This window comes from Nostoc sp. DedQUE05 (assembly GCF_034530955.1).
GTDB lineage: Bacteria > Cyanobacteriota > Cyanobacteriia > Cyanobacteriales > Nostocaceae > Nostoc.
Map to the genome: position 1 here is coordinate 16,400 of NZ_JAVRCB010000073.1, position 13,089 is coordinate 29,488.

Below are 13,089 nucleotides of genomic sequence, written 5' to 3' on the forward strand. Positions count from 1 at the left end.
TTATAGTTGCAGACTTAACCAGAGAGAATGTCACCAGATATAAGTTAAGCTAAAGTGCGTCAATGGGTGAGCAGTGAAGATAATGCTTTGGATTAGAGGATGAATCAGTATTTTGCAACGGTTGCTCGCGGATTAGAAACCCTTGCGGCTCAGGAGTTAGAGCAACTGGGTGCCCATTCCGTAGAGCCGGGGTTTTGCGGTGTAGCCTTTGAGGGCGATCGCACTTTACTTTATCGCGTCAATCTCTGGGCTAGGCTGCCGTTCCGAATCTTGGTGAATATCGATGAGTTTCCATGCCTTGATGCCAAGGATCTCTATCGCGGTATCCAAACTATCGATTGGCAAAACTATCTGACGCCAGATATGACGCTGGCGGTGAATGTCACAGGCAAAAACGATCGCCTCAACCACAGCCACTTCACATCTCTTCAGGTGAAAAATGCGATCGTCGATCAACAAAAAGAAAATCTCGGCGAACGTTCAAATGTAGAGCTTCACGAACCAGATGTGCGGGTTAATGTTCATATTGAACGCGACTTTTGTACGGTTAAACTCGACAGTTCGGGAAATAGTCTGCATCGCCGAGGCTACCGCCCGGCGGTGGGAGCAGCCCCTCTCAAGGAATCTCTGGCTGCTGCCCTGATTCAACTTTCAAGTTGGCAACCAAACCAGATGTTCTACGATCCTCTGTGTGGATCTGGCACTTTACCTCTGGAAGCTTGCTTAAAGGCACTAAATATCGCACCAGGACTGTTTCGCGAATCCTTTGGATTTGAAAATTGGCTCGATTTTGACCTGCCCCTTTTAGAAAAACTCCTCCAAGAAGCTAAAGACAGCCAACTTGATAGCCTGAGCGCACCTATTTGGGGAAGCGATCGCGATGAAAATATAATTGAGCAAGCGATTAACAATGCTCAAAATTGCGGCGTTGATAACCATGTATGGTTTTCTCAAATGGAACTTGCCGATGTTGTCGCCCCCGCAGATAGTGGGATTTTATTCTGCAATCCACCTTATGGCGAACGGCTGGGGCGAGATAGCGATCTAGGAGCATTTTACAAACTTTTGGGCGATGTGCTGAAACAACGTTTCAAAGGCTGGACTGCCTTTGTCCTCAGTGGCAACAAGGAACTGTCTCAATCGATTGGACTAAAATCATCCCAGCGAATTGCGGTGTACAACGGAACGCTGCCTTGTCAGTTAATGAAATATGAGTTGTATTAAGAAAATTGTCGGTTTGTAGTATGTTAAAGGCGATCGCTCTCAACTACTTCTGCTGAGTAAAAAATACATTGCCTGAAAATTTTGTGACACCGGGGATGTGCTGTATTATTGGAGTTTGTAAGAACCGCGACCTAAATCTGCTGTTGCATGGCATTGGCTATCTCGATAGATTCAATCTGAATCGTTGATATTTTTAATACTCTTTAAGAAATTTAAATTAAGTCAAACAAACTTGAAACTATCTGTAAGTCTATATTTTAGCAGTTAGTGTAACAACTTTTGAAACAAGTGGCAGTATAATCAATGACTGACAATCTGCAATTTATTTATCGTTAGAAGGCAAGGCTATTTATGTCAGACCAATTCACCTTTACCGTTACCAATAAAACTGAATTGGCAATTACAGAGTTGTGGGTATCTGTAGATAATGAAGAATGGGCTTCGTTTAACTTAGGTGAGTTAGGGATTCCAGCAGGTGAAACAGCAACAATTGCTTGGGCTGAATATACGAATGGTTCGCCTTGTGAATGGTACATCTCTGCTGTATTTGAAGATGAATCAGAAACTGAGTCAGCTTTATTTAACTTCTGTAAAGAACCAGATTTAACAATCAAATAAATTCTGCACTGCGATCGCCACCGGAAAGGGCGTGTACGCCATCGCGCTTGATACATGATTGCATATTGACTCCAGACATAAAAATAAAAGCCCTACCTCGAAAGTATCTAAGTGCAGCTTGATATTAGAATTAACATGTCGCTTTTAGAGAAGTTGCTCGAAGAAGTTAGGGACAGCCTGTGAAACGCCCTGACTGCGCCTATTTGGGGAAGCGATCGCTCTCAACTATTTCTGTTAGATCGTAAAGACGCGATAAATTATTGTAGAGACGGCGATTCATCGCGTCTTACCTGTGATATTTTTAATACTCTTTAACAAAATTAAATTTAGTCAAAAAAAGATTGAAACTATTCCTGAATCTATATTGTGGGAGTTTGCATGACAACGCTTTAAAAAAGTGGCAGTATAATCGGTGACTGACAACCTGCAATTTATTTATAGCTAAAAGGCAAGGCTATTTATGTCAGACCAATTCACCTTTACCGTTACCAATGATACCGAACAAGCAATTACAGAGTTGTGGGTATCTGTCGATGATGAAGAGTGGGCTTCATTTACCTTGAGTGACTCAGGGATTCCATCGGGTGAAACAGTAACAATTGCTTGGGCTGAATATACGAATGATTCGCCCTGTGAATGGTACATCTCTGCTGTATTTGAAGATGAATCAGAAACAGAGTCAGCCCTATTTAACTTCTGTGAAGAACCAGCTTTAACAATCGGATAAATTTTGCACTGCGATCGCCACCGGAAAGGGCGTGTACGCCATCGCGCTTGAGGCATGATTGCATATCGACTCCAGACATAAAAATAAAAGCCCTACCTCGAAAGTATCTAGGTGGGGCTTGATATTAAAATTGACATGAGCCACAAGCTTAGTTGGTGGTGCGTTCAAATCTAGCTGCTTGAGTAAACAAATAAAGCTGGCTTTGTCATTTGGCCTAATTTGTCGGGCTGAAACAGGTTTCATCCTTGCCGATCAGACAAAGCTGTTTCTGACCTAGATCGGTTTTGAATTTCACCTGATAAGTTTCGTTTTCCGCAGGCAAAGTTTTCGTGTAGTTATTCGCTCTGTCGCACGAAAAGTCACGAGTGAAAGTTGCTGGAGACCAGTTAAGTGTCATCGTACTGCCGCTCAGACTGGCTTTTCCTTTTCGAGATTGGAAAATTTGCTGGTTGCAGCTGCCGTTCATTACGTTCATTATTCCTGTAAATTCGACCGTTCCGTTCGGCAAAAATTGATAAGTGAAACGCGAACCGTTCGATCCGATATATGTACCATTCGTACTTATAGCACTGTTTCCGGTACGCGTCCAAACCCATTTTCCAACTAACGACGAAATCTCTCCAACGCTACCAGATGAATCATCAGTATCATTTGAAGCAGTTTCGCCCGCGTGAGCGCTATCGTAAACAGACAGCAAAAGTTTAGCTTCCGCATCATTCGGTAAATTTCGTAATTGCCCTACAAATTCTCCGTTAAATGCCTGCCGAATCCGGCTTTGTTCCTCTTCGGTCTTAGCAAGAGCTTGTGTATAATTGGAAATTAGATTGTCAATGCTTTTTCTAGTTCCATCTGGGTCTTTGCGAAACTCATTTAATTTTATTGACTGATATTCATTACGCTGCTCGCTAGTGAATTTTCCTGAAAAGACCCATTCGTAAAAAGCGATAACTTTGTCAATATCAGATTTGTTGAGAGATTCGTTTTGAGCCGTTACTAAAACTTTAGTTCCAGCAGCTTGCGCAGAAATCTTTATAGTCGCTCCGTCCATCAAAACGATAGATAAAAATAAGATAGAAAAATATTTGAATTTGTTCATTATTACTATAATTCTGTTGCCATGAAATTAATGTTCCCTGTGAATGGGGAGTTTACATGCAAATTCACACCTGTAAATGTGTGAGGCATTAGTTAGGTTGCGATGAAATTAATTGTAAACGTTCAGGTGGTACAAATAATAATAAAAACACCCAAGGCTAAATAATTCGTATTACGTTCGCAAGCTGCCAGAACTTATCAATAGTTAAATCAAGCTATTATAAATGCACTTAATGCATTGACTCAAAAAAGATATTAGGGCTAGTACAATATAGAAGTCATTTCTGTACAAATAAGGAATATCTATACTCAGTAAGCTAATTAATTGTAGAAGCAGGTATATGTCTATTTGCTGGATAAAGTTCGACTGAAATTAAGTTGTTAATTGTTGTAATAGTATTTGCAATACAACTTCATTTAACGTGAGTTCGACGGCTCTAAAAACCCCACTTCCATTCCTCTCCCCCACAGGGAGAGAGGCTTTGAAACCCTAATTTTTTCGTTGTCAACTAAAAATATTTCTGCCCCTCTGTGCCTCAAAGAGGGGTTGGGGAGAAGTTCATCGAACTCACGTTCATTTAGAAACTTCCTTTCAACTCAAAATCGGATGCTGAGATTGCGTAGTTTACCACCGTAGGCATCGCATTCACTATTTTAGATTTTACTAATTGCAATTTTTCAAAATACTTAAAGCTACCGCCTCCGCCACTTTAATACCATCGATACCAGCCGAGAGAATTCCCCCTGCATATCCCGCGCCTTCACCAGCTGGATAAAGACCGACGGTATTTAAACTCTGATAATCCTCTTTGCGTTTAATCCGAATCGGTGATGAAGTGCGAGTTTCTACCCCAGTCAACACGGCATCATCCATCGCAAATCCCTTTATTTGTTTGTCAAAAGCAGGAAGTGCTTCACGGATGGCTGCGATCGCATAATCTGGTAAACTCTCACTCAAATCACCCAAATGTACCCCAGGTGTATAAGACGGTTTAACTGTGCCAAATGCTGTAGAGGGGCGATGGTTGAGAAAGTCTCCCACCAACTGCCCTGGAGCTTCATAAGTTCCACCGCCTAACTCAAATGCTCGTTCTTCCAAGCGCCGTTGGAAGTCAATTCCCGCTAAGGCATTTCCCGGATAATCTTCGGGGGTGATGCCGACAACGATCGCACTATTGGCATTGCGTTCATTGCGAGAGTATTGGCTCATCCCATTGGTGACGACTCGCCCCGGTTCTGATGTAGCTGCAACCACCAAGCCCCCCGGACACATACAAAAACTATAGACAGAACGACCATTTTGGCAGTGGTGAACCAGTTTGTAATCGGCAGCACCTAAAAGCTTATGACCAGCCTGAGCGCCGAAACGACATTGGTCAATGAGATACTGGGGATGTTCGACTCGAAAGCCGATAGAAAATGGTTTCGGCTCGATGTAAACTCCACGATTAAATAGCATTTGGAAAGTATCACGGGCGCTATGACCTACCGCCAGAACGACATAATCGCTGGCGATATATTCCCCACTGGCGAGGGTGACTCCCCGCACCTGTCCATTTTCGATGTTGATATCTTCCACCCGACTTTGAAAGCGGATTTCGCCGCCGAGGGATTCGATTTTGGCACGCATACTTTGGACGATTCCAACTAGTTTGAATGTGCCGATATGCGGTTTGTTGATATAGAGAATTTCTGGTGAAGCTCCGGCGTTGACGAGTTCGGTTAGTACCTTGCGTCCATAATGCTGAGGATCTTTAACTTGACTGTAGAGTTTGCCATCGGAAAATGTACCCGCCCCACCTTCGCCAAACTGGGCATTGGATTCTGGGTTGAAGTCTGATTTTTTCTTCCAAAAACCAAAGGTATCAGCAGTGCGATCGCGAACTTGTTTGCCACGTTCTAAAATGATCGGACGAAAGCCCATTTGCGCCAGCATCAAACCCGCAAATAAGCCACAAGGCCCAGTACCAATCACGATGGGGCGAATCGTCAAATTGCTTGGTGCTTGTGCCACTGGGCGATAACTCATGTCTGGCGCGATCGTCACATGAGGATCTTTTTTCAGGCGCTTGAGTAGATGAGTTTCCTGAGTCGTTTCTACATCCAGAATATAAACAAGGGTAATCTCTCCTTTCTTACGGGCATCGTAGCTACGCTTGAAGATGGAATAGCTAATCAAATCTTCGTCCGTGATTTGCAGCTTTTTGAGGATGGCAGTCTTGATCTCATCTTCAGGATGATCGAGCGGGAGCTTTACTTCTGTTAGGCGTAACATAGCGAGGAGAAATGCATACTGTCTATCAAAATATTAACAACAGAGGCAGGAAGCATGACGAATACTGCCTTTTGCCGAAACCTTAGATAAACACTAACTTTTCACGTCATGGAAAAACTTAACGTTCCTCCCGACACAGTTGCAACGAGTAATAATACGTAGCAATAATTACCTCAGAGAAACAAGAAAAGTTTAGTTGAAATCAATACCTGTTAAGGTGTAGTTCCAATGTATTGAGCAACTTAGGCAAGTCCTTTTGAGAAACCTGACGTGTACCCGTCTCGACTGCATCAACCCAGGAAACGCTTTTCTCCATCGTTGTAGCAAAAAATGCTCTAGACCAACCTTTTGCTTTTCTCGCTCCTCTAATGACATTACCTGATAGAGGCTGGATATTGTTTGCACTCAGCTGATTCGAGTCCACAGTCAAGCGTTCCTGTACTTCTGCTGGTAAATGAAAACGCCATCTAGAATTGAGTATTTGATTCCAGTAACCTATAGGTCTTTTAGCAGTTTTGCTGCTTGTTAACCAAGCTGGGCCTGTTTCGAGTTCTGCTTGCCATCCAGCTTCTTTGACAACTTTCAAGTCAGTTTCCAAATCATCAGCCATTTGCCGTCTAAGCTGTCTGTCTTGCTCTGCCGTTGACACTTTGTCTGCACCGTAAGCAATCTCCATCAGAGTCTTGCCCATTACACAATCTTGGAATTCCGGTTTGATTTGGAAGGTTAGCCAAACTAGCATTCTAGCCGCGCCAGCATTTTGTTTACCAATACTAAATAGTTTCTGTACGGTTTTCTTGGTAATAATTCCAGTGTAGTAGTGGCATTTAGATTTATTGAGGAAGTATTTTGTCCATACTCCAGCTTGACCTATCACCTTTAAACCCACTAGTTTGTTATTGCCAGTTTTATCTGTTTCAAAATCTCGTATTATGCTGATGTCCCAAATCTTTAAATCAGCAACAGTAAAAGCTCCTACTTTCCCCTGTTTAGGCGATGCAATACAAGCTAGTACTTGAGCAGGTTGGCGTAACAAGGAGTACAAAATACTCAATTTTTCATGCTTGCATAAATCCCTGCGTTTCACAAGCCCTGTGTATTCAAGTAGTTGCTTATCATCAATTACAAAATTACCTGACCAAGGTTTATCTAGGCTAGCTACTAAGGCACAGTAAATCAGGTGAATAGCACACGCCCTTGGATCAAATTCGTTTATAACAACTAAAGCTGCCTCTTCTGCCAGTGTTTCTGGTTGTGGAGTTTCGGGATTATCTGTTACATAGTAAAAGATTTTTCCTTTTCCCGTTTCAGCTTCTCTTTCATAACTAAAAGTATTATTTACTTGACCTTTCCATGACAGATTCATTTTTTGAGATAATACTTCGGCAACTCCATACAAAACTAGCGACAATGCAGCAACATTAGTCTTACTATCAGGAAATAAAGAAGCTTTTTTGAATTGCCGAGGTTTTGCTGAATCCTGGTAATTTAATTCTAAGTTTTGCTCAGATTTATTAACTCTGTCTTGAAGAGTAATTTGCTTTGATGATTGAGTAGTTGGGTCTTCTAAAAATTCTTCATCAAGAGCAACGTTAGTTTCTTTTTGATTTGGATTACGGGAAATAGTAATTCCCATAACCTGGTGAAATAGATGCAGAAGTTTACTATATAATGTTTTTGCTAAGTGTTTCATTTTCCTACTACCAATTTGCTGCTCACATAGGTAATTTACAATGATGAAATAAATAAAGCCTGAGTTTCTTCTAATTGACCTTGCTAGAATATAACTCTCAGCTGCTTTGAGTCGCTTTAAACGATCGCCAACAATGCAAAAGATTTTCTACTAGGTGATACCAATCTAATAAAAAGTGGTCAAGTAAAAAAATTTGATTTTTACTTGACCATAATTATCAGTGATGAGTTCAAGCTTTCACTGATTGTAATTACGAATTGCAGCTTTGCTGCTTCAGGTTACTAGCGGTACTGTTGGTCAGCCGGATCGCCGTAGGGGTCTTCGCTAGCTGGACAGACGTTACCATACTGCCCGTAATCCGCCGGATCGCCGTAGGGGTCTTGGCTAGCTGGACGGACGTTACCATACTGTCCGTAATCCGCCGGATCGCCGTAGGGGTCTTGGCTAGCTGGGCGAACGTTACCATACTGCCCGTAATTTCCTTGGTTGCCTCCTTGCATCAACTTTTTCATAGCTAGGGCGGCGATACCAGCCATCGCTCCCTTCGCTAATGGATTGCTCATAATGTTACCACCTTGACCACCTGTAAAGCTCCCCACAGCACCACTCATAATTTGACTGAGTATATCTGGTTGTTGCTGGTGAACCCGGCCTGTCGTTTGAGCAAGATAATTTGGGTCTTGAAAGCGATCGTCTATACCATCTTGGTTTAGATCGGGAAAATTCAAGTTTGAAGAGCGCGTCTGCTGTTGAAGAGAGCGACCAAATTGCATCCGCTCTTGTGGTGACATCCGACTAAAGGCTTCTTGTGCAGATTCCTGATAAAGGTCTGGAGGTAACTGTCTAGATACTTGCTGATAACGGTTTAAAACTTCTTCATCTGAGTATCCCTCATGAGGTAAACCTTGCTCATAGCGGTTGACAAAATTGCGGTAGTCATTTTCTGGAACCTCACCGCCACCGAATATTTTTTCTAATAAATTCATTTGTGACTCCTAAACTGTGATTTTACTAAACTATCAACGGTAAAGTAATTACTTTCAATATAGTAATTGTTATATTTTTTAAAAATCATCTATCAAAGGTTACTCTTACTTTGATAAAAGTATAACTATTAGTATATAAAACTCCGGTTTGAATTTTGAAAGCATCCTGAGACTCAAAACCCTGTTGTACAAAAAATAGAGGTCAAAATCTTTTCAACAATTAAATAAAATTTCTATATACTCGTATAAAATTTTAAAAGAAACTTTTGTGAAAAAATATAATAATACTTAATATTATACTTATGAGTATTATTAACTTTAAATCCAAAAAAAGTTTCTATTAAAAAATAGGATGACGATTAAACGTCATCTATTTATAATCTGTAAAAAAATTAATTTGTCGGAACAGTACCTGCACCCAAACCCCTTAAGTCTCGCCCTGTGGGACTGTTGTTATATCCTTGAAAGTCCCGGTATTGTTGTGCCTCCTCCTCTGGAACACGAATGCCCTCTTGTGGCGGTGTTACCCAGACAGGGCGATTTTGAGCATCTCGATAATAAACACGCCCATTCTTAGAAAGGTAGTGTTTCCCCTGCGCTCCCGCTCCTTGGGCATTCTTTCGCTGATTGTAAAGGTAGTAAAGTCCAGCAGCTCCTGCCAAGATTGCCACTTTCTGCCCTGTACTTAATCCCCTTTTAGCTTGGGGTTGATTTACGGGGGCGCGATTATTTAAATTTCTCCCAACAGTATCGTCAATTGGAGGTTGCGTAGCATTTTGGGAACCTCCGCCGCAGCTAGAAAGCAGAGGGATTGTTAGCAATGTTGAAAGAAATACTGTTGTTGTCAGCGAAGCTAATCTATTTGTCTCGATCATACATTTTCTTTTCCGGCTAATTTAGCTGATATGGTATAAGAGCCTACAGTTTTATACAATGGTCAAGCAAAATTTAGCTTTTTACTTGACCAAAAGTTCAGATACACTGTATCCGCCACGATACTTTAGTTAGCTTAAAGTCTCTGATTCTTCTCTGCCTAGAATTTGTTTTTTAAGCAAGCGAATTTCTTCTGCTAGTTCTTGCCGAGTCGAATTTTTGAGCAAATAGCGGGAAGTAAACCAAATTGTGTAACCAAGTCCAATTAATTGGAGAAATGGAGAAACTAGGGGAATATCATTTATGGCGTTGAGTACCGCTAGAAAAATTCTTAGCGCCGTAACTGTTATCACAAGCAACGCAAAGCTGATAATCAGCAATTTGTATTCTTGGTAGAAGCTACCTATGTACTCAGGTATTTTTGCCAAAAATATAGAAATCTGCCTACCAATTTTTTGCCATTGTTCTTCATTTTCCGAGGCGGGCGGCAACATTGCCAGGTTTCCAGACTCTGAACCTTTAAGTGCTTTTATCTGGTTTTGGGAGGCAGTATCGACGTACTGATCTTGCTGTAACTCTGTGTCCATAATTATCTCCTGATTTTCTGCAATGAGAGCAGTTTTAAAGTTTACACTTTATTATTATCAATTTTTGCAACACTTGCTTTGCAACTAGATTTCTTAATCCTTAGCGGCACAGCTAAATATTGATTTGCAAATTTGTTAGGACTTTAATAATATTTAGGCATTTTTAAATTTCCTTCTCATCAATCTTTTGGCATAGATTTTGTCTTATAGAAGAGGGATGGAGCAAGTATTACAACTTAAGCAAATAAATCTTTAATAATGTGAGGATATTTGATTTAAGTGTAAGGTGTTAATAAATATATCAAACTAGCCAGGTTTGATAGTATGTATTGATTTAGCTAATTTTAGTTTTGAAATTTACTGCTAGAAACTAGTCACATAAATGCTAGAAACTAGTCACATTATTTACAAAAGTTAGTTTAAATTATTTTTATAATTACTAATACTTAATACTAAAATGTTGTTTTATATCATACTTATGGGCTATGAAAATATATTTAATTACTTCGATTGATTAAATATCCAGATAATTTAAGTCAATCTTCGGAGAGAAGATGTATTTAAACTAAATTGTGTAATTTATAAAAAGACACAGCAATAGTTTCGGGAATAAAATAATGCCACTTCAAAAAATAAGTGAATTTGATCAAGACTACCGTAATACTCTTGAAGGTAACGACATCAAAGGAATGGGTGTGTATGTTCAAGGAACTGATGAGAAGATTGGCACAGTAAATGATGCTGTACTAGATGACCAAGGAGCGTTCCGCTATTTAATTGTTGACATAGGCTTTTGGATTTTTGGCAAGAAAATCTTACTACCAGTAGGTAAATCGCGTATTGACTCTACAGCAAACCGTGTATATGTCGTTGGTATAACAAGAGAGCAAGCGGAAAATTTACCTGAATATCAAGAGCATACAACCCTTGACTACGACTATGAAGAACAGGTGCGTGGAAGATATCGCACACCGTCTGTAGAAAGTTCAGCTACGCTTGGATCGACAGTTGGCCGCACTACTCCCAGTCCTGACAGCTACACCTACGCAGACGACGCGGATCTGTATGATGTTAGCGCTCACGAAGACCAAACCTTCAAACTTTACCAAGAAAGGTTAGTTGCTAATAAACAGCGCCGAAAAAGTGGAGAAGTATCGATTAATAAGCATGTTGAAACCGAAACTGCAAGAGTTGCTGTTCCGGTGGAAAAAGAGCGAGTCGTGATTGAGCGAGTGACTTCTCAAGACACAGGCAAAGTTGTGTCTGCTGAAGCGACTGACTTTTCCGAGGGCGAGGTAGCGCATATAGACCTCTATGAAGAAGTTCCAGACATCCGAAAGGAAGCTTTTTTGCGCGAAGAAGTCAAAGTGCAGAAAGTTGTAGACAAAGAAACCGTTGAAGCTCAAGAAACCATTCGACGCGAAGAATTAGATGTTGATACTGATGGAACTCGAATAGAGAATAAAATTGACCGAGGTTAAAACAATTCGCAATGGGCTTCGCCCCGCTACGCTAACGCAATGACGCTCCTACGTCGCTAACGCAATTACCTTTTGTGACGGGGATTTAGATTTAGGCGTTCTATTCGCCCTGCTTGATAGAAGCTATGCAATTTAAACCCCCACCACTTGTTAACCTACTTAAACTACAAAGGTCATTGTTTTTGAGTTAGTAGGAGTGGATTTTCTATCTACTTCTACTCAAAATTACTTTCACAAGATTGATATTCCAAAAGAGTCATTAGTTTAGATGAGGTGGTTAAATTGAAAATAATTCAACAGTTTCGTCGGGTTTTAACAGCTTTAGCCTTGGTATTAGTACTAACAACGACTGCCGCCTGTAGTGGTACTGTTCAAGCTAAACAACCAACTCAATTACCGTCTGGAACTAGTTATAGTGCCGACTATGCCTTGTTGTCACGCGGTAACAGTGTACAGGGTCAAGATTTTGGGAACTGGGTTGTCAGCACAGCCAAAGGAATTGTCCAAGATGCTTATGTACGTGACAACAATAAGTTAGGTGTTGTGATTGCGCCTCAAGTTCGTCCGACCGAAGTCCGACCATTAGCAAAATCCTTACTCCAAGGTTTTCACAAAAATTTCCCCAATCAAGACTTAAAAGTTTTGATGTATGCACCAGACAAAAAACTGATTTTGACGGCTCAGTATGATATGCAATCTCAGCAAGTTGAGTATAAATAGGGACTCATTTTTTGGAGAAAATCTGAGTTAATTTAGTTGATTGCAAGTAAAAAAAGGAGACATTTAAAATGAGCAGCAGTGACAAGTATAAACGCGAAATTCTCAACGAGTTGGCTCATGGTAATACAGAGTCTTTAGATGATGTTTCATCTGACCCAACTCAGGAATACCAAAATTTTGATGATTTTGCCCAGCGCTCATCTCACGATCAACGTCGGCAATTGTTTAGTCAATCTTTCAACCATAACAGCATTCCACCAAGCCAACTGGAGCCAGAACTCCAAAAGGCGATCGCTCAGATTAAGCCTAATGAGCGTGATGATGTTGCACGGGCATTTTTCAAACACTTAAAGCAAAGAGGTCTAGACGAGCGCCATCTGGAGCGAGATTTGGGGCTTTCTACCCACAACCCTAACCACATAAGTGCAGATGATCTCAGCAAGGTGGCATCTTTCACATATCATAGCCATCCTGACATCTTCCACGAAGTGATGGCTGAACAACCAGCAATTCTTAAGTTTCTCAGTAATCCAATGGTTGGAGCAGCTTTAGGAGCGATCGCTTCTAAATGGTTTGGTCGTCATAAGTAATATCATGTCCGGTTAAAGACTTATCATTAAGACTGCAAGGGGGCGAAAGAGTTTTCAGGTTTTTGCACAGATAGTCAAGAACACCAAAATCTCCAATTTAGTGGCTTGCAATTTAGATAAAATGTGAGCCACTATTTTTTATTCCAACCTCCTGCCTCATTCACACTAGGACTTACGCATTGACAAGGTTGCCAAGAAGTGAATTCAGGGAAAACAAGGA

At 40.9% G+C, this 13,089-nt stretch carries 13 protein-coding genes; 6 read left to right on the forward strand and 7 right to left on the reverse strand.

Annotation, left to right across the window (positions count from 1 at the left end; translation table 11 throughout):
- Positions 1 to 99 precede the first annotated feature (99 nt).
- From RMZ42_RS33135 to RMZ42_RS33145, 3 genes are all read left to right on the forward strand, one after another.
- A complete protein-coding gene (locus RMZ42_RS33135) occupies positions 100 to 1,224 on the forward strand; it encodes a THUMP domain-containing class I SAM-dependent RNA methyltransferase (RefSeq protein WP_322675411.1) in 1,125 nt (374 codons plus the stop codon).
- Between the two features lie 351 nt (positions 1,225 to 1,575).
- On the forward strand, positions 1,576 to 1,842 hold the full coding sequence (locus RMZ42_RS33140) for a hypothetical protein (RefSeq protein ID WP_322675412.1): 267 nt from the start codon (positions 1,576 to 1,578) through the stop codon (positions 1,840 to 1,842).
- A 460-nt stretch (positions 1,843 to 2,302) separates the two neighbouring features.
- On the forward strand, positions 2,303 to 2,569 hold the full coding sequence (locus RMZ42_RS33145; RefSeq protein WP_322675413.1) for a hypothetical protein: 267 nt from the start codon (positions 2,303 to 2,305) through the stop codon (positions 2,567 to 2,569).
- On the opposite strand, the gene RMZ42_RS33150 is transcribed toward RMZ42_RS33145, so the two are convergent.
- The 7 genes from RMZ42_RS33150 to RMZ42_RS33180 all read right to left on the reverse strand — a co-directional run bounded on the left by RMZ42_RS33150 (position 2,555) and on the right by RMZ42_RS33180 (position 10,078).
- The gene (locus RMZ42_RS33150; protein ID WP_322675414.1) at positions 2,555 to 2,812 is read right to left on the reverse strand and encodes a hypothetical protein; all 258 of its coding nucleotides are present in this window, start codon (positions 2,810 to 2,812) and stop codon (positions 2,555 to 2,557) included. The genes RMZ42_RS33145 and RMZ42_RS33150 overlap by 15 nt on opposite strands.
- Positions 2,784 to 3,665: a hypothetical protein gene (locus tag RMZ42_RS33155; protein ID WP_322675415.1), complete on the reverse strand. Its 882-nt coding sequence runs from the start codon at positions 3,663 to 3,665 to the stop codon at positions 2,784 to 2,786. Before RMZ42_RS33155 ends, RMZ42_RS33150 begins: the two co-directional genes overlap by 29 nt.
- A 663-nt stretch (positions 3,666 to 4,328) precedes the next feature.
- The gene (locus RMZ42_RS33160) at positions 4,329 to 5,939 is read right to left on the reverse strand and encodes an NAD(P)/FAD-dependent oxidoreductase (RefSeq protein ID WP_322675416.1); all 1,611 of its coding nucleotides are present in this window, start codon (positions 5,937 to 5,939) and stop codon (positions 4,329 to 4,331) included.
- 202 nt (positions 5,940 to 6,141) lie between these two features.
- Complete coding sequence (locus RMZ42_RS33165; RefSeq protein WP_322675417.1) at positions 6,142 to 7,632, reverse strand: helix-turn-helix transcriptional regulator; 1,491 nt, start codon at positions 7,630 to 7,632, stop codon at positions 6,142 to 6,144.
- A 281-nt stretch (positions 7,633 to 7,913) separates the two neighbouring features.
- On the reverse strand, positions 7,914 to 8,618 hold the full coding sequence (locus RMZ42_RS33170; protein WP_322675418.1) for a hypothetical protein: 705 nt from the start codon (positions 8,616 to 8,618) through the stop codon (positions 7,914 to 7,916).
- Between the two features lie 392 nt (positions 8,619 to 9,010).
- Positions 9,011 to 9,493, reverse strand: coding sequence for a hypothetical protein (locus RMZ42_RS33175; protein ID WP_322675419.1), 483 nt, complete (start codon positions 9,491 to 9,493; stop codon positions 9,011 to 9,013).
- A gap of 129 nt (positions 9,494 to 9,622) precedes the next feature.
- A complete protein-coding gene (locus RMZ42_RS33180; protein ID WP_322675420.1) occupies positions 9,623 to 10,078 on the reverse strand; it encodes a CAAD domain-containing protein in 456 nt (151 codons plus the stop codon).
- Positions 10,079 to 10,695: 617 nt separating this feature from the next.
- On the opposite strand from RMZ42_RS33180, the gene RMZ42_RS33185 reads away from it, so the two are divergent.
- The 3 genes from RMZ42_RS33185 (at position 10,696) to RMZ42_RS33195 (ending at position 12,869) form a co-directional block, all read left to right on the forward strand.
- A complete protein-coding gene (locus tag RMZ42_RS33185) occupies positions 10,696 to 11,559 on the forward strand; it encodes a DUF2382 domain-containing protein (protein WP_322675421.1) in 864 nt (287 codons plus the stop codon).
- A gap of 282 nt (positions 11,560 to 11,841) precedes the next feature.
- On the forward strand, positions 11,842 to 12,279 hold the full coding sequence (locus tag RMZ42_RS33190) for a hypothetical protein (protein WP_322675422.1): 438 nt from the start codon (positions 11,842 to 11,844) through the stop codon (positions 12,277 to 12,279).
- A 68-nt stretch (positions 12,280 to 12,347) separates the two neighbouring features.
- Positions 12,348 to 12,869: a hypothetical protein gene (locus RMZ42_RS33195; protein WP_322675423.1), complete on the forward strand. Its 522-nt coding sequence runs from the start codon at positions 12,348 to 12,350 to the stop codon at positions 12,867 to 12,869.
- Positions 12,870 to 13,089 lie beyond the last annotated feature (220 nt).